Genomic DNA, 21,721 nt, shown 5'->3' with positions numbered 1-21,721 from the left:
GCGGCCTCCGCCGCCGATCGCGCGTCGTGCCCCCGCCCGCGGGTCGGGCGGCGTCGGGACCGGGCCGCTCAACCTGCCGGGGGCCGGTCGGCCCGCCGGGGGCAGAATCGACCGGGTGCAGATCGGGATGCTCGGACCGTTCGAGGTCCGCACGGACGACGGCGTCTCGGCAGGCGTGCCGGGCGCCCGGTTGCGCGCGTTGTTGATCGCGCTCGCGCTCGAACCCGGCCGCGTGGTCCCGAAGGCGGCGCTGGTCGACTGGATCTGGGGCGAGCACCCGCCGTCCGACGCGGCGAACGCCCTGCAACGCCTGGCCTCCCGGTTGCGCAGGGTGCTGCCGGGCGGTGCGGTCGACGGCCAGGCGGGCGGCTACCGGCTGGCGGTGGACCCCGATTCCGTCGACGCCGTGCGGTTCGAACGCCTCGTCGGCCGGGCCCGGGACGCCGAGGAGGCGCGGCGGGCGGACCTGCTGCGCGAGGCCCTGGGCCTGTGGCGCGGCACGGCCATGCAGGACGTGGGCCTGGAGGACAGCGCGGCGTTCGACGCGGCGGTCACCCGGCTCGAAGGGCTGCGCCTGGCCGCGCTGGAGGACCGGTTCGAGGCCGAGGTCCGCCTCGGCCGCGGTGCGGAGCTGGTCGCGGAGCTGACCGAGCTGGTGGCCGCGCACCCGGTGCGGGAGCGGCTCGTCGCCGCGCTGATGCGCGCCCTCGGCGCGGCCGGCCGCAGCACCGAGGCGCTGGTGGTGTACCAGCGGGCCCGCGAAGCCCTCGCCGACGCGCTGGGCGTCGACCCGTCACCGGAGCTGTCCGCGCTGCACGTCGCGCTGCTGCGGGGCGAGGTGGGTCGGCGGGAGGAGGACCGGAGGACCAACCTGCGCGCCGAGCTGACCAGCTTCGTCGGCAAGGACGCCGACGTCGCCGCGGTCCGGGGTCTCGTCGGCGGGCACCGGCTCACCACCCTGATCGGGCCGGGTGGCTCGGGGAAGACCAGGCTGGCCGCGGAAACCGTGCGCGCCCTGCTCCCCGACCTGCCGGACGGCGCGTGGCTGGTGGAGCTGGCCCCCGTCGGCGCGGGCGGTGACGTGGCGCAGCCGACGCTCGCCGTGCTCGGCCTGCGGGAGCCGCTGCTCGGCGGGACCTCGGACGCGGAGCCGGTGGAGCGGGTCGTCGCCGCGCTCCGCGAGCGGGAGGCGCTGCTGGTCCTGGACAACTGCGAGCACGTGATCGACGCGGCGGCGAAGTTCGCCCACCGGCTGCTCGGGGAGTGCCGGCGGCTGCGGGTCCTCGCGACGAGCCGGGAACCGCTCGGCATCACCGGCGAGGCGCTGTGGTCGGTCGAGCCGCTGGCGCTGCCCTCGGCGGACGCCGACCCGCGCGCGATCGAGTCCTCCCCGGCCGTCCGGCTGCTGCGGGACCGGGCCGGCGCGGTGCGCAAGGACCTCGCGGTCGACGCGGCCGCGTTGGCGACCATGGCGCGCGTCTGCCGGGCGCTGGACGGGATGCCGCTGGCCATCGAACTCGCCGCGGCCAGGCTGCGCACCATGTCCCTCGACCAGCTCGCCAACCGGCTCGACGACCGGTTCCGCCTGCTGACCGGCGGCAGCCGCACCGCCCTGCCGCGGCACCGGACCCTGCGCGCGGTCGTCGACTGGAGCTGGGAGCTGCTCAACGACGCCGAACGGGTGGTCCTGCGCAGGCTCTCGGTGTTCTCCGGCGGCGCGAGCCTGGAGGCGGCCGAGCGGGTCTGCGCGGGCGGCGACGTCGAGGCGTGGCAGGTGCTCGAACTGCTGACCGCGCTGACCGAGAAGTCGCTGGTGCTCACCGAGGGCGACGCGGCGCCGCGCTACCGGATGCTGAGCACCGTCAAGGAGTACGCCGCGCAGCGGCTCGCCGAAGCGGGCGAGGCGGACCTGGCGCGCCGCGCGCACCTCGCGCACTTCACCGAGCTGGCCGAGACCGCGGAGCCGCACCTGCGCCGCGCCGAGCAGCTGGAGTGGCTGGCCCGGCTGGAGGCCGAGCACGACAACGTCGCCGCCGCGATGCGCGGCGCGCTGGCGGCCGGCGAGGCGCACGAGGCGATGCGGCTCGCCGCGGCGGCCGGCTGGTACTGGTGGCTCGGCGGGCACAAGGCCGAGGGCAACGAACTGATCATGGCGGCCACCGCCGTGCCCGGCGAGGTGCCCGACGAGGTCCGGGCCGTCGTGTACGCGTTCGTCACGGCGTTCCTGACCTCCGGGCGGGGCAGCGACCAGCGCCACGCGCGGGACTGGATCCGCAGCGCGGCCGAGATCAGCGGGCGGATCCCCGGCCTGCACCCGGTGGTGGGGCTCATCGTCGCGCTGGAGCGCACGCTGCACGTGGCGGAGGGGTTCCGGCCGGACGGGTTCCCGCCCGACGCGTTCCAGTCCGCGTTCGAACCGCTGCTCGCCGACGGGGACCCCTGGGTGCGCGCCCTCGCCCGGCTGCACCTCGGCAAGGGCCGGATCGTGCTCGGCCACGGCGGGCGGGACGCGGACGCCTACCTGGAGGCGGCGCTCGCCGAGTTCCGCGCGATCGGCGAGCGGTGGGGCACCTCGTTCGCCCTGACCGAGCTGGCGGACCGGATCGCCGTGCGCGGCGAGTTCGCCGGCGCGTGCGAGCACTACGAGCACGCCATCGCGGTCGTCACCGAGGTCGGCGCCGTCGAGGACGTCGTGCGGATGCGGGCGCGGCAGGCCCAGCTGCACTGGCTGGCCGGTGACGAGGGGGCGAGCCGGGCCGCCCTGGCGGAGGCGCAGCGGCACGCGGAGCGGGTCGCCTGGCCGGAGGCGCTGACCGACCTCGCCATGGCGAAGGCGGAGCTGGCCCGCTGGCGCGGCGACGTCGAGCAGGCGCGCCGGCAACTCGGCGTCGCCACGGCCCTGCTCGGCGATGACGCCGAGCAGCCGAGCCTCCGCGCGATGAGGCACGACTTCCTCGGCTACCTCGCCGAAGGGGTCGACGAGGCCCGCGAGCACCGCGTCGCGGCCTTCCGGGCGACCACCGAGGCCGGTCACCCGTCCCTGACCGCGCAGGTGCTCGTCGGGGTCGCCGACCTGGCGCTGCGCCGCGAACGGCACGAGCAGGCCGCGCGGCTGCTCGCCGCGAGCGCCGCCGTGCTCGGCCTGCCGGACCGCTCCCGCCCGGACGTGGCCCGGATCGAGGAGGCCGCGCGGCGCCGGCTCGGCGACGCGCGGTTCACCGAGGTGGTGCGGGAGGAGGCGGACTGGCGGGAGCTGGTCGCGGACGCGCTCGCCCCGTGAACCCGGCACCCTGAACCCGCCACCGCGAACCCGGCTACGGGGCCGTTCCGGTCCAGGTGACCGGCAGTTCGTGGACGCCGTAGATGTTCATGTCGGTCCGGAGCCTCACCTCGTCGGCGGGCACGGCGAGTTCGAGCGTGGGGAAGCGGCGCAGCAGGCCGGCGAAACCGGCGCGCATCTCGATGCGGGCCAGCTGCTGGCCGAGGCACTGGTGGACGCCGTGGCCGAAGCCCAGGTGACCGCGGGCCACGCGGCGGAGGTCCAGGGCGTCGGGGTCGTCGAAGCGCCGGGGGTCGTGGTTGGCGGCCAGCAGCGAGAGGACGACGGTCGAGCCCTTGCCGATCGTCTCGCCGCCCAGCTCCAAGTCCTCCACCGCGTAGCGGTAGAAGACGTCGACGACGGACAGGTGGCGCATCAGCTCCTCGACGGCGCCGGGCAGCAGCTCCGGGTCGGCGCGCAGCGCGGCCAGCTGGCCGGGGTTCTCCAGGAGCGCGAAGGCGCCGAGCGCCAGCATGTTCGCGGTCGTCTCGTGGCCCGCGAGCAGCAGCAGGAAGGCGATGCCGACCAGCTCCTCGGAGGTGAGGTCGTCGTTGCGGGCCAGGTCGGACAGCACGTCCTCGTCGGGTTCGGCGCGCTTGCGCGCGACCAGCTCGCCCAGGTACGAGGTCAGCGCGCCGTACGCGGCCACCTTGTCCTCCAGCGTCACCTCCTTCTCCAGGAACTTCGCGGAGTTGACCTGGAAGGTCTCCCGGTCCGCGTACGGGACGCCGAGCAGTTCGCAGATCACCAACGAGGGCACCGGCAGCGCGAACGCCTTGACCAGGTCGACCGGCGGGGTCAGGCGCGCCATCTCCGCCAACTGCCGCTCGGCGACCTCGACGACGTGCTCCTCGAGCAGCTTCATGCGCTTGACGGTGAAGGCGCCGGTGAGCAGCCGCCGCAGCCGGGTGTGGTCCGGCGGGTCCATGCTGATGAACAGGCCGGGCGTCTGCGGCGACGGCTCGGTGGCGGTGGGCATCCCGGGGGTCTCGTACGGCAGGTGGATGACGCCGAGGTCCTGGCGTGAGCTGAACCGGGTGTCGGCCAGGGCCTGGCGGACCTCGTGGTAGCCGGTGACGAGCCAGCCCTCGTGGCCGTCGGGGAAGGCCAGGGGGCTGACCGGACGGGCGTCGCGCAGCCGGGTGATCGCGCTGGGCGGGTCGAAGGGGCCGGCGTCGCGCTCCATGGGGAGGCCCTGGGGGACGGGGACCGTTCGGCTCATCGGGTGTCCTCTCGTGGTGGTCGCCACCACGATCACCGGAGGTCCTGACACGGGGCTGACACGGCCCGGACACCGGCGGCCCCCGCACCGCCCCCGCACCGCCCCCGCCCCGGCGTCGTCAGCGGGCGAGCCTCGCGCGGGCCTCGTCGGTGAGCGGGGTGAAGAAGTTGACCAGGTTGCCGTCGGGGTCGCGGAACAGCAGGGAGCGGTTCCCCCACGGCATGGTGCTCGGCCCCTGCACGATCTCGGGGGCGACGGCCAGGCCCACCAGCCGCTCGTGCTCCCGGTCGACGTCCTCGACGAGGAACTCGAGGATCGCGGTCCGGTTCGACCCGGGCACGGCCGCCCCGGCGCCGAACAGCGCCATCGTCTCGGCGCTGCCGATGGCCAACGTGCACGACGGGCCCGCGAACTCGGCGAACTGCTCGGCGGGTCGCCGGGCGTCGAGGCCGGTGACCTGCTCGTAGAACCGGACGAGCCGGGCGACGTCGTGGGTGATGACGCGGGTGGAGACGAGCTGCACGGTGGGTCCTTCCTGCGGTGGAGGCCGGTTCCGTTCCGTCCTCCGGGGACACCGGGCACGCTAGGGGCGATAGTGGACAGGATCCGCCCGGTATCGGGAAGATCCGGTGCGTGACCCGGCCCATGGCTCGCGTGCTGGCCCTGCTGGAGATCCTCCAGGGCGGGGGCACCCGGACGGTCGCCGAGCTGGCCGGGCGGCTCGACGTGGACGAGCGCACCGTCCGCCGCTACGTCGACCACCTCCTCGACCTGGGCATCCCGGTCCGCTCGGTGCGCGGGCGGTACGGCGGGTACCGCCTGTCCCCCGGCTACCGGATGCCCCCGCTGATGCTCAGCGGCGAGGAGGCGCTGGCCGTCCTGCTCGGCCTGGTCGCGGGCCGGCGGGCCGGGTTGATCAGCACTTCGGTCGCGGCGACCGAGAGCGCGGCGGCGAAGGTCCGGAGAGTGCTGCCCGAAGCCCTCGGCCGCCGGCTCGACGCGCTGCTGGAGGTCGCCGACTTCACCGCGCCCGCACGACCGGCGCTCACGGCGGAGGCCGAGGTGCTGCTCACCGTCGCGGAGGCGGCACGGGATCGTCGTCCGGTCGAACTCGCCTACGTCGCCTCGCACGGCGGTGCCGGTGAACGCGTCGTCCACCCGTACGGGGTCGTGGCCCACTCCGGGCGCTGGTACCTGACCGGCTTCGACTCCGTCGGCGGGCGGGTGCGGACGTTCCGCGTCGACCGGATCACGGCCGTCGGGACGCTCGCCGGGACGTTCGACGTGCCGGCCGGGTTCGACGCGGCCCGGCAGGTGCTGACCGCCATCGCCGAGGCGCCGCACCGGCACGAGGTGTCCGTGCGGATCCGCGCGACGCCCGAGCAGGTCCGCTCCGTCTTCCCGCCGTCCGTCGCCGTGCTGGAGGAGGTCCACTCCGGCACCCCGTGGGTGCGGGCCCGGATACGGGCGCAACGGCTCGAGTGGATACCGCCCCTGCTCGCCGCGCTCGACCGGCCCTTCGTCGTCGAACGACCCGACGCCCTCCGCGACCTGGTGCGCGCACTGGCCGGCCGGCTCGCCGGTCACGCCGACGCGCGACCGGAGGACTGATCACGCGCCGGCTACCCGGGATCAGCCCTGGGCGAGGTCGGCGAAGCGGCTGTAGTGCAGCTGGTGCGCCACCGTGATGGTGGCCGTGGGGCCGGCGCGGTGCTTGGCCAGGATCAGGTCCGCCTCACCGGCCCGCGGGTCGTCCCGCTCCCAGGCGTCCGGGCGGTTGATCAGGATCACCATGTCCGCGTCCTGCTCCAGCGAACCGGACTCGCGCAGGTCGGAGAGCTGCGGGCGCTTGTCGGTCCGCTGCTCCGGACCGCGGTTCAGCTGGCTGATCGCGATCACCGGGATCTCCAGCTCCTTGGCGATCAGCTTCAGGTTCCGGGAGAACTCCGAGACCTCCTGCTGCCGCGACTCGGTGCGCTTGCCCGACGACATCAGCTGGAGGTAGTCCACGACCAGCAGCCGCAGGTCGTGGCGCTGCTTGAGCCGTCGCGCCTTGGCCCGGATCTCCATCATCGTCAGGTTCGGCGAGTCGTCCACGAACAGCGGGGCCTCGCTGATCTCGCTCATCCGCCGGGCGAGCCGCGTCCAGTCGTCGTCGCTCATCCGGCCGCTGCGCATGTCGCCGAGCCGGATGCGGGCCTCGGCGGACAGCATGCGCATGACGATCTCGGTGCGCGACATCTCCAGCGAGAAGATGGCGCTGGTCAGGCCGTGCTTCACCGAGCACGAGCGGGCGAAGTCGAGGCCCAGGGTGGACTTGCCCACGCCGGGGCGGGCCGCGACGATGATCATCTGGCCGGGGTGCAGGCCGTTGGTCAGCTCGTCGAGGTCGGCGAAGCCCGTGGGGATGCCCAGCGACGCGCCGCCGCGCGAGGCGATGGCGTCGATCTCGTCCATGGTGGGCTGGAGCAGGTCCTCCAGCGCCACGTAGTCCTCGGTGGTGCGCCGCTCGGTCACCTCGTAGATCGCCGCCTGGGCCCGGTCGACGACCTCGTCGACGTCCGCGCCCTCCGCGCCGTTGTAACCCAGCTGCACGATCCGCGTGCCGGCCTCCACCAGCCGCCGCAGCACCGCCTTCTCCGCCACGATCTCGGCGTAGTAGGAGGCGTTGGCCGCGGTGGGCACGGTGGCGATGAGGGTGTGCAGGTACGGCGCGCCGCCGACGCGCAGCAGCTCGCCCCGGCGCTCCAGCTCCGCGGACACCGTGATCGGGTCGGCGGGCTCGCCGCGGCCGTACAGGTCGAGGATGCAGTCGTACACCGCCTGGTGGGCCGGGCGGTAGAAGTCGTTGGGCGCGAGGACCTCGACCACGTCGGCGATCGCGTCCTTGCTCAGCAGCATCCCGCCCAGGACCGACTGCTCGGCGGCGAGGTCCTGCGGCGGCTGTCGTTCGAAGCCGGGCTCGGCCATGCCCCGGTCGTCCACCAGCGCCACCGCGCACTCACCCCAATCTGCTGCCGTGCAGGATGTTGTACCCCGTGGGTCCGACATTTCGCGGGCACCACGCCAGGGATTCAGCGACGCTAGAGCCACCCGGATGGCGCAGGCAAACGCGCCTGTGGACAACCTGGTGGACAGGTTGGGGATGGTGACGGCGAGCTGACCACAGGGCTGGGGAAAGCTGTGGACAACCTGGGCACAACTCGGTCGGTGACGGAAGTTTTGCCAGGTCAAGCCCTGTGGATAATTTTGTGGACAAGTCCTTTGTCACACCATCGGCGTGTCGCGCGCAACGGGCTCCTCGGCGTGTCGCGCACGGGGTGTCACAAGAGTTGTCCACAGGCGGACGCGCGAAGGCGCCGCCCGACCGGGGAGACCGGTCGAACGGCGCCTCCGACGCCGAGCGGGTGGCGGTTCAGCCCGCGGCCGAGACCTCGACGGCCAGCGCGACGGTGACCTCCGGGTGCAGCCGGACGTTGACCGAGTGCTTGCCGACGGTCTTGATGTGGCCCGACAGCTCGACGGCCCGCTTGTCCAGCACGGGGCCGCCGGCGGCGCGCACGGCCGACACCACGTCGGACGAGGTGACCGAGCCGAACAGCTTCTTCGAGCCCGCCGCGGCCTTGGCCTTCAGCGTGACCGAGCCGAGGCCCTCCAGGGAGGCCTTCAGCTCCTTGGCGTGGTCCAGGTCGCGGACCCGGCGGGTGTCCTGCGCCCGGCGGATGACCTCGACCTGCTTGGCCGCGCCCTTGGTGGCGAGGATCGCCAGGCCGCGGGGCAGCAGGTAGTTGCGGCCGTAGCCGTCCTTGACCTCGACGATGTCGCCGGGGCCGCCGAGGCCGGTCACGTCAGCGGTGAGGATGAGCTTCACTGTCCCGTCCCCTTTCTCAGCGAGCGGTCGAGGTGTAGGGCAGCAGCGCCATCTCGCGGGCGTTCTTGACGGCGACCGCGACGTCGCGCTGGTGCTGGCTGCAGTTGCCGGTCACCCGGCGAGCGCGGATCTTGCCCCGGTCCGAGATGTACTTCCGGAGCAGGGTGGTGTCCTTGTAGTCGATCAGGTTGGCGTTGCGGTCCTTGCAGAACGCGCAGACCTTCTTCTTGGGCTTGCGCACAGGCGGCTTGGCCATGTGTGTACTCCTGGTGACGCGGAAGAGTGGTGGTGGACCGGTGCGGTCTAGAAGGGGGGCTCGTCGGCGAAGCCACCGGAGCCGGCCGGGGGCGCGGAGCCCCACGGGTCGTCGGCCGGTGCGCCACCGCCACCGCCGCGGGACTGGCCGCCGCCGCCGAAGCCGCCGCCGCCGTCACCCCGGCTCACCTTGTTGACCTTCGCGGTCGCGTAGCGCAGTGAGGGGCCGATCTCGTCGACCTCCAGCTCGATGACCGTGCGCTTCTCGCCCTCCTTCGTCTCGAAGGAGCGCTGGCGCAGTCGCCCGGTCACGAGCACGCGCGAGCCGCGGGTGAGGGACTCGGCCACGTTCTCCGCGACCTGCCGCCACACGTTGCACCGCAGGAACAGCGCTTCGCCGTCCTTCCACTCGCCGCTCTGGCGGTCGAAGGTCCGGGGCGTGGAGGCGACCGTGAAGCTCGCCACCGCGGCGCCGGACTGGGTGAAGCGCAGTTCCGGATCGGCGGTCAGGTTCCCGACCACCGTGATCGTCGTCTCGCCTGCCATGGTCCGGGCAGCCCCTTACGCCTTGGCCGCGGCCTTGGCGGCGGCCTTCGCGGCCTTGGCGGGCTCGCGCCGCAGGACCTTGGTCCGCAGGATGGTCTCCTGGAGGCCCAGCTGGCGGTCCAGCTCCTTCACCGCTTCCGGCGTCGAGGTCAGGTCCAGCACGGCGTAGATGCCCTCGCTGTGCTTGTTGATCTCGAAGCTGAGCCGGCGCTTGCCCCAGACGTCGACCTTCTCCACGTTGCCGCCCGACGTGCGGATGACGTTGAGGAACGTGTCGAGGGACGGCGCGATCGTGCGCTCGTCGAGACTGGGGTCGAGGATGACCATCACTTCGTAATGACGCATGTAGACCACTCACCTCCTGTGGACTCGGCGGCCACGGACGTTCCGTGGCAGGAGGGTCGTCGCGTCAGCAACCCGTCCAGCGTAACAGGCGCCCGGGTGTGCCCCCGTCGCGGCTGCTCAGGGCTCCGTCGCGGCTGCTCAGAGCTTCCATGCCTGGTAGTTCGCGAACGCCGCCTCGGTGATCCGGGTGCCGCGGTTGTGGTCGCCGAGGCCGTACGCGTGCACCGCGATGCCGCACACCGTCGAGCACCCGGCCGCGCGGACGACCGAGCCGTCCTGCCCGCCGACGGTGTCGAGGTGGTAGGCGAGCTGGCGGGTGTAGGAGGCGCTGATCGAGCTGGAGGTGGACCACTGGGTGCCGGCGGGTTTGTCCTGCGGGTAGCCGGAGCTGCCGACCGCGGTGCCGTCGAGCGACGCGGTGGTCCAGCTCATGCCGTACCAGCCGGTGGCGGTGCCGACCGCGCAGTCGAGCTCGAGACCGGCGTAGTCGTACTCCGGGTTCGCGTTCAGGGTCCACCCGGTGACGCTGTGGGCGCTGGTCACGCCGCAGCTCCCGAACGGCGACGAGCCGCCGTCGCGGCCGGGGTGGACGGCGAAGTTCGTGTTCCACGCGCCGCCGCTGCCGCCGGAGTGCGCGCAGTGGCCCGCGGTGGCGACCGCGTTCGACGCGTACAGCCAGCCGGTGCACCAGCCCGCGGAGCCGTTCGGCTTGGTGAAGGTGACCTGGACGTCGGCGCTCGCGGGGTACGTCGTGGTGTCGGTGACCCGCGTGCGCCCGTCCGGCGGGATGATCGACTGGGCGGCGAGGCCGTCGGGCGCCCCGTCCGGGACCCCGGGTCGCGGTGCGGCGGGGCGGACGCCCTCCGCGTCGGCGGGGTCGCCGGTGCCCGCGAACCCGGCGGTGGCGCGGCCGACCCCCGCGGCCGGGGCGGTGGGACCGACCCGGCCGTCGCTCGAGACCGGCGTGTCGGGTGGGGGCGGCGCGGCGGTGGCGCGGGCGCCGCCCACCGCGGTGAGGGTCGCGGTGAGCGCTGCGGCGAGGGTCGCGGTGAGGGCGAGTGCGGACAGCGCGGAGGGTGCTCGTCTGGCCATCGGAGATCCCCCTTCGGGGCTCGCGGAGGTGACGAGTAGTGACGATCCCAGTGCCGGGCGTGATCAATCGGCGGGCGAACGCAGCAACAACGCGCGGCCCGGTTGGGCCTTGCGGAGGAGTTGGCGGCCGTGTTCCCGGCCGGATGTCAGGTGGATCGGGTGCCAGGCGGGGCGGGTGTCAGGCGCGCGGGGTGTCAGGCGACTGCCCGGCGCAGCACCCAGGTCCGCACGAGCGCGCCCGTGACGCAGGCCAGCATCAGCACCGCGAGCAGCACCGGGGCCGCGACCCCGCCGCCCATCCGGCCCAGGCCGGGCAGCGCCTGGGCGTGGCCCGCGGTCTGCACGCCGTCCGCGTCGCCCGCGCTCGGCAGCTCGTAGCCGGGCCGGTAGCCGCTGACCCCGCCGCCGTAGCGCACGCCCGGCGACGGCGCGTACTGGCCGGGCACGGCGAACGGCAGGGCGCCGTAGTTGAGCAGCGGCACGCGGCCGAAGTTCCCGCTCCACGGGTTCGAGCCGTACAGCGGCACGTCGAGGCCGCCCACGCCGCCGACCGGGGTGAACGGGCGCTGCGGGTCCGGCGTGGCGCCGGGGGTGCCCGTGCCCGGGTTGGCGCCGGGCCGGCCGGTCTGCGGGGGCGGCGTGCCACCGGGGGCCGGCGGCGGCGTGGTGCCAGGGGGCGGCGGCACGATCCCGCCCACGGCCTGCTGCGAGGCGTCCGCGATCGCCTTCGACCCGTCCTGGACCGGCGCGGCCACGCCGTTCACGACCTTGGCCGTCACGCCGCACAGCTTGGTCAGCTCGGTCCGCACGGCGCCGGTCAGCGTGGTGATGATCGGCCCGAGCAGCGGCAGCTTGTTCAGCTCCGCGTTGACCCGGTTCGCGATCTCGCCGCCGGTGATCACCGTCTCGCCCGCCTGGATCGAGCCGATCGGGATGGGCGGCAGCGCGGTGAACGCCCGCTTGAACGGCTCGGCCAGCGGCGGGCCGAGCAGCGGCACCGCGCGCACCAGGTTGACCACCGGGTCGAGCACCGCGCCGGTGCTCAGCGCCACCGGGGTGCCCGGCGCGCCCTGCACCGTCGCCGCGCAGCTGCCCACGACCACCGGTTCCGCGGCCGCGGCCGTCCCGGGACTCGCCACGACGCCCGCCGTGCCGGCCGCGAACACCACGGCGACCGCGCCGAACAGCCGGGTGAGCCGGGTCCGCATGTGCTGCCTCCTGGTGCGCCGCACGTCGTTTCCTACTTACAAGTAACGAGCGTAGGTCCTGATGGTGACGCGAACCACCCCCTGGAACCCACGTTTTCCGCATCGCCGATCCCGACCGCGGTGTTGCGCTTCCCCATTACCCTGCACACCATGCGCATCGGGGCCCACGTTTCCCGCGACGACGACCCGCTCGGCGCGGCAGCCGAACGCGGCGCCGAGGTCGTCCAGTTCTTCCTGGCCGACCCGCAGGGGTGGAAGGCGCCCGCCGCGCACCCGCGGGCCGACGAGCTGCTGGCCTCGGACGTGGACGTGTTCGTCCACGCGCCCTACGTGGCGAACGTGGCGTCGCTGAACAACCGGGTCCGCATCCCGTCCCGCAAGCTGGTGCTCCAGCACGCCGAGGCCGCCGCGAAGGTCGGCGCCAAGGGCCTGGTCGTGCACGGCGGCCACGTGACCAAGGGCGAGGACCCGCTGGCGGGCGTGGCCAACTGGCGGAAGATGTTCGAGCGGCAGGCGGAGGAGGGCGGGTTCGCCACCCCGATCCTGATCGAGAACACCGCGGGCGGCGACAACGCCATGGCGCGGACCTTCGAGATGCTGGCCAGGCTGTGGGACGCGGTCGGCGAGTTCGGCGCCGGGTTCTGCCTGGACACCTGCCACGCGTTCGCCTCCGGCGAGGACCTGGTGGGCGTCGTCGACCGGGTCCGGGCCATCACCGGCCGCGTCGACCTGGTGCACCTCAACAACTCGCGCGACCCGTTCGGCTCCGCGCGCGACCGCCACGCCAACATCGCCTCCGGCACGATCGACCCGGAGCAGCTCGTCGCGGTGGCCGCCGCCGCGGGCGCGCCGGTCGTGGTCGAGACGCCGGACGAGGGCCAGGCCGCCGACATCGCGTTCCTCCGCGAGCACCTGGTCCGATGAGCTCGACGCGGGAGACGTCCGCGCCCGGGCGCGCGGACGTCGGTCCCCGGCCGCCGGGGCTCGGCCGCCTCGCGCTCGCCGCCCTGGTCCTGCTGTGCGGCGTCACGCTGTTCGCGGGCTTCCTCAACAAGGACCGCTGCACCGGACCGGTCTACGACCAGTGGGGCCGCAGCGCGCCGGACTACGCGAAGCGCAACAAGGCCGACGTCTGCTACTCCGACATCCAGCACCTGTGGATCGGGCGCGACGTCGACCGGCACGTGTTCCCGTACGTCAACGGCGGCATCACCAGCGGGGGCGTGCTGGTCGGCGGGGTGGTCGAGTACCCGGTGCTGACCGGCCTGCTGATCTGGATGGGCGCGTTCTTCGCGCAAACCGACGGGGCGTTCCTGCTGTTCTCGGCGCTGCTGATGGCGCCGTTCGGCCTGGCGACCGGGTACCTGCTCGGGAAGCTGAGCCGGTGGCGGGCGCTGATCTGGGCGCTCGGGCCGCCGCTGGTGCTCTACGCGTTCCACAACTGGGACCTGCCGGTCGTGCTCTGCGCGGTGGCGGCGGTGTACGCGGTGCACCGGGGCTGGGGCGGGCGCGAGCGGCCGCTGGTGGACCGCGCGGTGGTCGCGGCGGTGCTGCTCGGCGTCGGGTTCGCGTTCAAGGTCTACCCGGCGATCTTCGTGCTGCCCCTGTGCCTGTACGTGCTGACCGGCGGCCCCGGTGGCCGCGAGCTGCCCGCCGGCAAGCGGTACGACCCGGTGGGCGCGACCCGCGTGGCGCTGGTGGCGGTGCTCACCGCGGTGGTGATCAACCTGCCGTTCGCGGTGGCCGGGCCGGAGGGCTGGCGGGCCTCGTTCGAGTTCCAGGGCCTGCGGCGGGTGGACATCACCACCAACTCGGTCTGGTTCTGGTCGATGCGGCCGTTCATGGCGGACGAGACCATGCAGTCGGTGGTGTCGGTGCTCTCGCCGCTCACCATCCTGCTGTCGTTCGCGCTGGCGTGCCGGCTCGGGTGGCGGCGCTACCAGGCGGAGGGCACCTACCCGTGGGTGCCGGTGTCGGCGGCCATGCTGTGCGGGTTCCTGCTGCTGCACAAGGTGCACTCGCCGCAGTACACGCTGTGGCTGGTGCCGATGTTCGTGCTGCTGCGGGTGAACTGGGGCTGGGTGGCGGCGTACTTCGCCGCCGACCTCGCGATGGGCATCGGCATCTTCCGCTGGTACTACGCCATCGAGTCCGGCCTGCCGACCGGCATCTACGACGGGTTCGCGGCGCAGGCCGTGGTGATCGGGGTGTGGGGGCGGGCCGCGCTGCTGGCGGCGCTGTTCCTGGTGTTCCTGCGGTCCGAGGTGACCTTCACCGACCGCCCGCTCACACGCCGGCGACCTCCCGCTCCGGTGGGCTGACCGGTTCGGGCTTCCGCCCGAACCGCAGGACGAACCGGTCCGGCGCGCCGTCGAGCGGCCCGCCCGCCGGGTCGTCGTCGCCCGCCTGCCGCACCTTGTCCAGCTCCGGCCGGTAGATCTCGCGCACCACCAGCGCGCACAGCACCAGCACCATCACGTCCCGCGCCACCACCGCGCCGAGGAACCAGTCGATCGGCAGCCCCTTGTTCTCCACGCCGAGGTAGAAGTACATCCGGGGCACCCAGACCAGCGCGTCGACCGCCATCCACGCCAGCAGCAGCCGCCAGCGCGGCAGCGCGAGCACCGCCAGCGGCACCAGCCACAGCGAGTACTGCGGGCTCCACACCTTGTTCGTCAGCAGGAACGCCGCCACCACCAGGAACCCCAGCTGCGCGAACCGCGGCCGCCGCGGCGCGGACAGGGTCACGTACCCGATCGCCGCGCAGCACACCAGGAACAGGACCGCGCTGACCGTGTTCAGCACCTCCGGCGCCTGCCCCTGCACCAGGCCCGGGTCGAAGCCCTGCCAGCCCGTCCACTGGGCGACCACGTTGTAGAGCGAGTCCGGGTCGACGCCGCGCTCGGTGTTCAAGCGGAAGAACTCCCGCCAGCCCGCCGGGTACAGCAGCGCGATCGGCGCGTTCACCGCCGCCCAGGTGACCAGGGTCGCGGCCAGCGTGGTGAAGAACGACCGCAGCTTCCCCGACCGCCAGCACAGCAGCAGCAACGGCCCGAGCAGGAACAGCGGGTACAGCTTCGCCGCGCCACCCAGGCCCAGGAGCACGCCCGCCAGCAGCGGTTTCTTCCTGGCCCACGCCAGCATGGCCGCCGTGGCGAACGCGGTGGCCAGCGTGTCGAAGTTGGTGAACGCGTGCACGACCACCAGCGGCGAGATCGCCACCAGCACCGCGTCGTACGGTCGTCGCCTGGCCAGCTGCGCCACCGCGAACGCCGTCACCAGCCACGCCAGCGCCAGCCACACCGCGGTGATGTTGAAGTACACGATCACGGTCATCGGGTCCGGCAGCCAGCCCGACTGGGCGATCACCGTCCAGCCCTGCGCCATCCGGGCGTTGAGCAGCATGAACATGCCCGTCAGCACCGGGTACTCCATGTACCGGACGTGCGCCGTCGGCTTGCCCTCGTCGTCCACCCACGACGTCTTGTAGGGGAACGTCCCCGGCTTGTCCAACCGCTCCGCGGTGTAGAGCGGGACGGTGTCGGAGTAGCACAGGGCGACGAACTGCCTGCTGCCCCGCCAGTCCAGCTGCACCACGCCGTTGTCGTCGACGTACTGCTGGACGCACGGCGACTTCTGGAACCACGCCAGCGCCAGCGTCACGACCGCGAACAGCAGCACCACGCGCACCGGCGTCCAGAACCACTGCCTGCCGACCTGGGCGTGCCTGCCGACGGGACCGCCGACCAGCCTGCTCACCGCGCGGGCGGGCGCCTCGGTCCACGTCGGGTTGACCCGCTCCTCGGGACCGAGGGAGTCGGCGTCGTCGGCGTTCGCCTGCGTGTGAGAAGGGCTGGCCACGGGCAGCGATGCTACGGGTACCGGTCAACAACGGATGTGAGGTCCGCCGCAGGGCGTGCCCGCGGCGGACCCCGCCGATCGCCTCGGACCGGTCGCGTCAGGCCGCCGGCCAGAGCACCGCGCGCACCTGGAAACCCGGGAGCACCGCGAAGCCGACGACCGCGCCGCCCTCCGCCGCCGCGACCGCGGAGGCCGACGTGGCGCCGGCCGGCGAGCCGAGGTCCTGCACGGCGCCGCCGACCCAGCGCACCGGCCGGTCGGTCTCCCGGGCCGACGTGGAGTTGCCGATCGCGGTGCCGTCCTCCGTCGCGTCCACGACCTCGCCGGACACGTCGCCGGCGAGCGGGGCCAGCGCGGTCGGCTGACCGGCCGCGTCCCAGGACACGCCCCGGTAGAGGTTCGCGCCGTTCAGCCGCCCGACCACGGCGTTGCCCACCGCGGTGCCCGAGTCGCCCAACCCGACCACGTCGTAGCCGGTCGCCGTGATGGTGCCCAGGACCACGGTCCCGGTCGCGGTCCAGCGCGCGGCCCGCGGACCCGAGTCGGTGCCGTAGACGCCGAGCACGTCGCCGACCTCGTTCACGGAGGACCCCCAGCCCGCCAACCCGCTCGGCGTGGCCAGCGGGGTCGGGCCCGCCGCGTCCCAGCGCACGGGCCGGGCCACGCCGTCGGCGGTGTAGGCGGTGCCGGCCACCACGCCGTCGTCGTTGATCGACCTCGCGGCGTCCGTGACGCGCTGCTCGGGTGACGGGTGGGGGCCGCCCGGCAGCGCGCCGAGGTCGACCACCGCGCCGTCGGCGTTCCACTTCACCGCGTGGGAGCGGCCGTCCGAGGCGAACGAGTAGCCCACCGCGACGCCGCCCTCGTTGATCGCGAGCACGTCGCCCCACGTGCCGCCGGGCAGCAGCGGCAGCGCGGTGATCGCGCCCGACGCGTCCCACCGGACCGGTAACCGCGGCGCGGCGCCGGTGCCCGCGGTGCCGATGGCGGTGCCCGCCTCGTTGACGGCGGTGGCCGTGCTCCACGTGCTGCCCGGCAGGGTGCCGAGTTGGCCGACCACGTGGTCGGCGCCCCACCGCGCGGCGTGCGTCCGCCCGCCCGCCGTGGTCGCCTCGCCGACGACGACACCGGCCCCGTTGACGTCGGCCGCCTTGCCGTAGGCGCCGCCGGGCAGCGTCCCGAGGACGATCGGCGCGCCGGTCGAGGCGCCCGCGGTCAGAGGTGCGGACAGCACCGCTCCGGCGGCGAGCACGCCCGCCGCGACAACACTGGTCCTGCGCACAGCGAATACCCCTCAATGGTGAGTGCGGTGGAGTGCGCCGCCCGGGGAGGGCGGCGGGAGAACGGTTACCTGGAATGTGCGTTCCGATTTCACGGCAGAGGCAACCACGCCCCTGTGCCAGGATCAACGAAGATTGGTGGTGCGCGGATCACGACGGTTTTGGAGAATTTTTTCCGAGCTTTCCCGCTGGGACACGGGTGGGACGGCCCGGTATCCCGCCGGCGAGCGCGGACCTGGGTCTAATCGGTGAGCGGAACGGTCCGGTCGAACGTGCCGAACCCCGGCACCACCGTCGGCAGGGAGCCGGGGCAGTCCACCGCGCGGGCCTCGACGGTCGGTGGCTCCACCCTCGCCGCGAACCGCACGCACACCCGGACGCGGCTCGTCTCCGCGCTCCAACCGCCGCCGGCGGTGCCGGAGCCGTAGTAGGCGGCGTCGACCTCGAAGCCGCCGTCGACCACGCGTTCGGCGAACACCGCGTCCGGGTCGAGGACGACCGCTTCCGTCAACGCCGCGCCGGCGCCCTCGTGCCGCTTGGCGCGGACCGCGGCCTCCACGTGCTGCCGACCGCGTTCGGCGTTGTCGCGGGCCTCCTGCGCGGCGTACTCGACCGCTTCGTCCGCCGAGGAGCACGAGAGCGCGCAGGCCGCGACCAGCAGCGCCGGCAGGAGACCCGCTCGGATCACAGCCCCAACCTCCTCAGCGCACCGGTGAACACCTCACCGTACAACTGGTGCCCCTCCCTGGTCGGGTGCAACGACTCGGCGGCGACGGGCTGGTTGAGCACCGGCTGGTCGCCGTCGGTCCTCGTGGTCACGATGAAGTTGATCCGCGCCGGGTTGCCGCAGGCTCCCTTGCCGTTGAACGCGGCCCGCGGGTCGGCGAACTCCACGGGGATCCCCTCGGTGTTCAGGTCGAGCGCCAGCCCGCTGTACTCGATCGCGAGCAGGTCGGACATCTCGGCGAGCCAGTCGATCGTCCGGCCCGAGTAGGCCAACTCGCAGGCGGGGCCGTGTTCCAGGAGCTTGGGGTACCCCATCAGCACGATCTTGGCGTTCGGCGCCAGGCGGTGGATCTCCCGGACGGTCGTGGCGACCGACGGCATCACCTCGTTCCGGATGCGTTCGGGCGCCGCTTCCTTGAGCATCTTCGCATCGCCCTCCAGGACTTGCTCCGGGCAGTCGAACAGGTAGGTGAGGCAGGTCGTCAGGATGTCGGTGAACCGCGCGTCGTTGCCCCCGATGGACATGGTCACGAGCGTGGTGTTCTCGTCGACGTACCCCCGGTCGAGCTGCGACAGGTCGCGGTACATCCCCTCGCCGGTCTTGCCCAGCGCGTCCTTCGGGGGGTCGCCGTTCGCCGAGTGGAACGGCAGGACGTGCCGGGCTCGCGCGCCGCTGCACGCGAGCAGGTGGTAGTCCAGCGTGGGGTCGTTGTAGAAGTCGGCGATCTGGCCGATCGTGTTGCCGCCGTGCGCGGCGAGCTTGCCCTGCCTCGACCAGGCGTGCGGCGACCGGTGGCAGGCGTTGCGCAGGTCCGGCGTGTCGCCGAGGACGTTCGTCTCCCGGTGGTAGGCGCCGTTGCCGCCCGATCCCTCGCCGGAGGAGTAGGAGTCACCCAGCGCCACGACCACGTTGTCGGGCTTGCGCGCCATGGGCTGGAAGGCCACCGCGTCCCAGGCGACGTCCTCCACACCCACCCCGTCGAACGTGGTGGTGGACAGCCTCACCCTGGGCGTGCCGGAGAACTGGAACACGCCCAGCGAGACCCACTTGTTCGCCTCGGTCCGCTGGAGCACGGTCCGGTGCTTGGTCGCCGAGCCGGTCTCGACCTCGTACCGCGCTTGCCTGGTGTGGGCGCCGTGATCCGGTACGTGCACCAGGACCCGGGCCCAGCCGTCGAGCCGGCGGTTGAGCGTCCACGTCCCGGTGACCTTGCCCAGGTCGCCCGCGGCGTCGCCCTTGCGGGTGTGGCCGAAGTAGAAGTGGTTGTCGAAGCCCGCGCCGATCTGGTGGAAATCAATCTTCGCGGACGGCGTGCCGAACGCGAGTTCGAACGTGCCCTGGCTGGTCCAGTCCCGCGTGCAGCGTCGGTTCGGATCCGCCCACTTCGCCGGCAGCGGCGCGGGCGTGGCAGGCAGGTCGTCGACGATCAGGGCGTTCGCGGGCAGGGTGTCCTGCGCGCACCGCGGCGGGTAGTTCGCACCCCATGCGGGCGCCGGCTCCACGTCGAAGGTGAAGTTCCAGTTGCCGCAACTCACGTCGCAGTCGGGCTTCCACGTCGCGGGCAGGTGCCACCAGCACTTGAGGTCCCGCTTGCCCGTGGCCGGGTTCCGGTGGTCACACGGTCCCGGTGGCTCCGGGTCGTCACCGGGACCCGGCAGCACCGACGGGTCGTCGGGCACCCACTGCTGACCCGGGTGGCAGTCGTTCTGCGGCGTGCAGAACAGGTCGATCGGCGGCTTCACCCGTTCCCGCTGGAGGGTGGTGTTCCACCACGCCGGGGCGAAACCCGGCCCCGACGTCGTCGAGATCGAATGCGCGGCCCAGCCCATGACCTTCTCCGGGTACGGCCAAAGGTTGGGCCGTACCGCGTCCGCCTGGCTGAACTCCAGGAACGGCAGCCGGTTGGCCGGGTAGCGCGGGTTGATCGGGTTGTTGGTCCACCCCACGCCCCACGGCGAGCCGTCGCCCTTGTTCGCGTTGAACCCCGAGTTGTAGGCCCACACCGCGAAGAACCAGTTCTCGATCTTGCGCGGGTTGCCGTTGTTCACGACGAGGCCGGCCGCTCGGGTCTGGTTCCACTTCTCCTGGACGATCTGGAGACCTCGCGCGATGTTCGTCTTGTGGTCCAGCGCGATCGCCCGCTGCTGGTTCGCCGGGAGTGCCGACGCGTGGTCGCCTTCGCGGCCCGCCATCCGCATGCCGTCGGTGACCTGCGTGATGCCGTAACCGCAGTCGGCGTCGTCCCAGTGGATGTCCCAGTCGTCGCCGCCGTCCTCGTTGTAGATCGCGAGCCCGAAGTAGTTGCCGATCAGCGGGTTGGCGCTCACACCGGGCAGCGCGAACCGGGCGGCCTGCCACAGGTTGGACTCCTGCGCCATGATGCCGAGCAGGATCTGTGGCGGCACCTTCTGACCGCCGTCGAGCGGGATCGACGGGAACATGGCCTGTGCCCCGTCGGTGTTCTCCAGGGTGCCCAGCACGGCGCGGTCCGCCGCCCACTCCGCCTGGAGCGGCGTGGGCTGGGTGGCCATGGCCGAGGCGTCGCCGCGCGGGAGGGCGCAGGTGCGCTCGGCGTCCACCGGGTTGGTGAGGTCGGTGTTCGCCGACACCTCCCCGGACCCCCGGGACCCGGGGTGTGGCTCGCGCCCGCTCACCGCGCGCGTGCCGACCACCTCGGCAGGGTCGACGGTGAAGTCCAGCCTCTCCCCGTTGCCGAGGACCTTCAGCCCGACCTCCACCGGGCGGGCGGCGGCTGGATCGGGTCCGGGCGCGCCGGCCCAGCCGGACCGCTCCACCGCGACGCGACCCTCGGTGGACACCAGCGCGTCCCTGGCCGCGTCGACCTTGATCACGGACCGCGGCAGCACACCGACCTCGTCGGCCTTGCCGGTGAGGAACACCGAACCCGCTCGGCCCGAGGTGACGCCCAGGTCCGCGATCCCACCGGAGGCGAGCGTGGTCACGTTCGCCCCCGGGTCGTCGGGCAGCGCCCGCCGCGCTCGCACCCGGTCGCCCAGCCGTTCGAGGAACACCACGCCGCCGTCGGCGTCCGACCGGACCATGAACGGCGACCCGGTCGTGACGGCCACGCGGGTGCGGTTCCCGCTCTCGTCGATCCTGACCAGCGCCGATCCGGATGCCGCCACCACACCGGCGGGCGTTGGCACGGCGGAGGTGACCTGACCCTCCACCTCGATCGGCTTCGCCGTCGTCGCCGTGTCGGCGTCAACCCTGGTCAACCGCGTCCGGCCCAGGTCATCGCCCTCCTCGGTGAGCACGGCGTCCTCACCGGCGCCGCACCCCGGGTTGAAGTAGGCGAGGCTCGACCGGACCGGCAGCTTGGTCACCGCGCCGGTGTCCAGGTCCACGGTCGCGCTGAACCCGCCCCGCCCGGCCAACCGGTCCCGATTGGTGAAGATCCGCGGCGCGTAGACGACGATCACGTGCTCGCCGGACCCGGTCACGCACGCGTTGCCGATCCACTGGTCGGCCTCGAACCCCGGTTCCGACAGGGTCGCCGCCGTGCGCCACGTGTACCCGGTCGAGGCGTCGGCCACCAAGACGTGGAAGCCATCCCCATCACCGCTGGTGGTCCACGCCCGATCCGTCGACTGCCGCCACCCCGAGCCGAGCACCTGATCGCGCTTGGCCGGGTCGGTGGTGTTGGGCGGGGACGGCCCGGAGGCCGTGGGCTGCTGCCGGGCCTGCGGCGGGACGGGCGCCGCGGCGGCGATCGGCGGGGTGGGCGCGAGGAGTGCCAACGAGACCGCCGATGCGGCGAGTGTTCGACCTGTGCGTCTTCTTGTCATCCTCTTCCTGACTTCGCGCGGGAGGAGTGGTACCTGCCGTGGACGATGAACGACGAGATCCGGTTCTTCCAGGTCGGGAAGTTGTCCTCGTCGAAGTGGATGACGTAGCCCGCGGCGACGGCCGCGAAAATCCTCCGCGTGGTCCTCACGATTGTTCCTCCTCGTTATCCGGCGGTTTCCCGGGGA

General features: G+C 73.2%; 18 protein-coding genes. 4 read left to right on the top strand and 14 right to left on the bottom strand.

Features of this window, described 5'->3' with window-relative positions; all coding sequences use genetic code 11:
• Positions 1–115: 115 nt before the first annotated feature.
• Complete coding sequence (locus tag ACFV4N_RS06455) at positions 116–3,280, top strand: ATP-binding protein (protein WP_499671466.1); 3,165 nt, start codon at positions 116–118, stop codon at positions 3,278–3,280.
• Between the two features lie 34 nt (positions 3,281–3,314).
• On the opposite strand, the gene ACFV4N_RS06450 is transcribed toward ACFV4N_RS06455, so the two are convergent.
• Both ACFV4N_RS06450 and ACFV4N_RS06445 read right to left on the bottom strand, forming a co-directional pair.
• Entirely contained in the window at positions 3,315–4,541 is a 1,227-nt protein-coding gene (locus ACFV4N_RS06450; RefSeq protein ID WP_499671465.1) for a cytochrome P450, read from the bottom strand.
• A 118-nt stretch (positions 4,542–4,659) separates the two neighbouring features.
• Positions 4,660–5,064, bottom strand: coding sequence for a VOC family protein (locus ACFV4N_RS06445; RefSeq protein WP_499671464.1), 405 nt, complete (start codon positions 5,062–5,064; stop codon positions 4,660–4,662).
• Between the two features lie 110 nt (positions 5,065–5,174).
• Here ACFV4N_RS06445 and ACFV4N_RS06440 point away from each other — a divergent pair, with 110 nt between their 5' ends.
• Positions 5,175–6,152: a helix-turn-helix transcriptional regulator gene (locus ACFV4N_RS06440; protein WP_499671463.1), complete on the top strand. Its 978-nt coding sequence runs from the start codon at positions 5,175–5,177 to the stop codon at positions 6,150–6,152.
• A gap of 21 nt (positions 6,153–6,173) precedes the next feature.
• On the opposite strand, the gene dnaB is transcribed toward ACFV4N_RS06440, so the two are convergent.
• From dnaB to ACFV4N_RS06405, 7 genes are all read right to left on the bottom strand, one after another.
• Positions 6,174–7,535, bottom strand: coding sequence for a replicative DNA helicase (gene dnaB, locus ACFV4N_RS06435; RefSeq protein WP_499671462.1), 1,362 nt, complete (start codon positions 7,533–7,535; stop codon positions 6,174–6,176).
• A 421-nt stretch (positions 7,536–7,956) separates the two neighbouring features.
• On the bottom strand, positions 7,957–8,412 hold the full coding sequence (rplI, locus tag ACFV4N_RS06430; protein ID WP_499671461.1) for a 50S ribosomal protein L9: 456 nt from the start codon (positions 8,410–8,412) through the stop codon (positions 7,957–7,959).
• Positions 8,413–8,428: 16 nt separating this feature from the next.
• A complete protein-coding gene (gene rpsR, locus ACFV4N_RS06425; protein ID WP_033428226.1) occupies positions 8,429–8,668 on the bottom strand; it encodes a 30S ribosomal protein S18 in 240 nt (79 codons plus the stop codon).
• Between the two features lie 47 nt (positions 8,669–8,715).
• Positions 8,716–9,213, bottom strand: a complete 498-nt coding sequence (locus ACFV4N_RS06420) for a single-stranded DNA-binding protein (RefSeq protein WP_499671460.1) — start codon at positions 9,211–9,213, stop codon at positions 8,716–8,718.
• A gap of 15 nt (positions 9,214–9,228) precedes the next feature.
• Positions 9,229–9,558 carry a 30S ribosomal protein S6 gene (gene rpsF, locus ACFV4N_RS06415; protein ID WP_499671459.1) on the bottom strand — a complete coding sequence of 110 codons (330 nt, stop codon included), beginning with the start codon at positions 9,556–9,558 and terminating at the stop codon, positions 9,229–9,231.
• 138 nt (positions 9,559–9,696) lie between these two features.
• A complete protein-coding gene (locus ACFV4N_RS06410) occupies positions 9,697–10,650 on the bottom strand; it encodes a trypsin-like serine peptidase (protein WP_499671458.1) in 954 nt (317 codons plus the stop codon).
• A gap of 194 nt (positions 10,651–10,844) precedes the next feature.
• Complete coding sequence (locus tag ACFV4N_RS06405; protein WP_499671457.1) at positions 10,845–11,858, bottom strand: hypothetical protein; 1,014 nt, start codon at positions 11,856–11,858, stop codon at positions 10,845–10,847.
• A gap of 150 nt (positions 11,859–12,008) precedes the next feature.
• Between ACFV4N_RS06405 and ACFV4N_RS06400 the strand changes: the two genes are divergently transcribed.
• Together ACFV4N_RS06400 and ACFV4N_RS06395 are read left to right on the top strand one after the other, a co-directional pair.
• Positions 12,009–12,782 carry a deoxyribonuclease IV gene (locus ACFV4N_RS06400; RefSeq protein ID WP_499671456.1) on the top strand — a complete coding sequence of 258 codons (774 nt, stop codon included), beginning with the start codon at positions 12,009–12,011 and terminating at the stop codon, positions 12,780–12,782.
• On the top strand, positions 12,779–14,179 hold the full coding sequence (locus tag ACFV4N_RS06395) for a glycosyltransferase family 87 protein (RefSeq protein WP_499671455.1): 1,401 nt from the start codon (positions 12,779–12,781) through the stop codon (positions 14,177–14,179). Before ACFV4N_RS06400 ends, ACFV4N_RS06395 begins: the two co-directional genes overlap by 4 nt.
• Here the strand turns inward: ACFV4N_RS06395 and ACFV4N_RS06390 are convergent.
• The 5 genes from ACFV4N_RS06390 to ACFV4N_RS06370 form a co-directional block, all read right to left on the bottom strand.
• Positions 14,145–15,719: a glycosyltransferase family 87 protein gene (locus tag ACFV4N_RS06390; protein WP_499671454.1), complete on the bottom strand. Its 1,575-nt coding sequence runs from the start codon at positions 15,717–15,719 to the stop codon at positions 14,145–14,147. The genes ACFV4N_RS06395 and ACFV4N_RS06390 overlap by 35 nt on opposite strands.
• Positions 15,720–15,816: 97 nt before the next feature.
• Positions 15,817–17,001, bottom strand: coding sequence for a hypothetical protein (locus ACFV4N_RS06385; RefSeq protein WP_499671453.1), 1,185 nt, complete (start codon positions 16,999–17,001; stop codon positions 15,817–15,819).
• A gap of 239 nt (positions 17,002–17,240) precedes the next feature.
• Positions 17,241–17,687 (bottom strand): hypothetical protein, encoded by a 447-nt coding sequence (locus tag ACFV4N_RS06380; RefSeq protein ID WP_499671452.1) that lies wholly within the window; start codon positions 17,685–17,687, stop codon positions 17,241–17,243.
• The gene (locus ACFV4N_RS06375; protein ID WP_499671451.1) at positions 17,684–21,487 is read right to left on the bottom strand and encodes a golvesin C-terminal-like domain-containing protein; all 3,804 of its coding nucleotides are present in this window, start codon (positions 21,485–21,487) and stop codon (positions 17,684–17,686) included. Before ACFV4N_RS06375 ends, ACFV4N_RS06380 begins: the two co-directional genes overlap by 4 nt.
• Before the next feature lie 44 nt (positions 21,488–21,531).
• The gene (locus tag ACFV4N_RS06370) at positions 21,532–21,684 is read right to left on the bottom strand and encodes a hypothetical protein (protein ID WP_499671450.1); all 153 of its coding nucleotides are present in this window, start codon (positions 21,682–21,684) and stop codon (positions 21,532–21,534) included.
• Positions 21,685–21,721: the final 37 nt, after the last annotated feature.

The organism is Actinosynnema sp. NPDC059797 (assembly GCF_042732085.1).
Lineage (GTDB): Bacteria > Actinomycetota > Actinomycetes > Mycobacteriales > Pseudonocardiaceae > Actinosynnema.
This window is presented reverse-complemented; position numbering and strand designations above follow the sequence as displayed.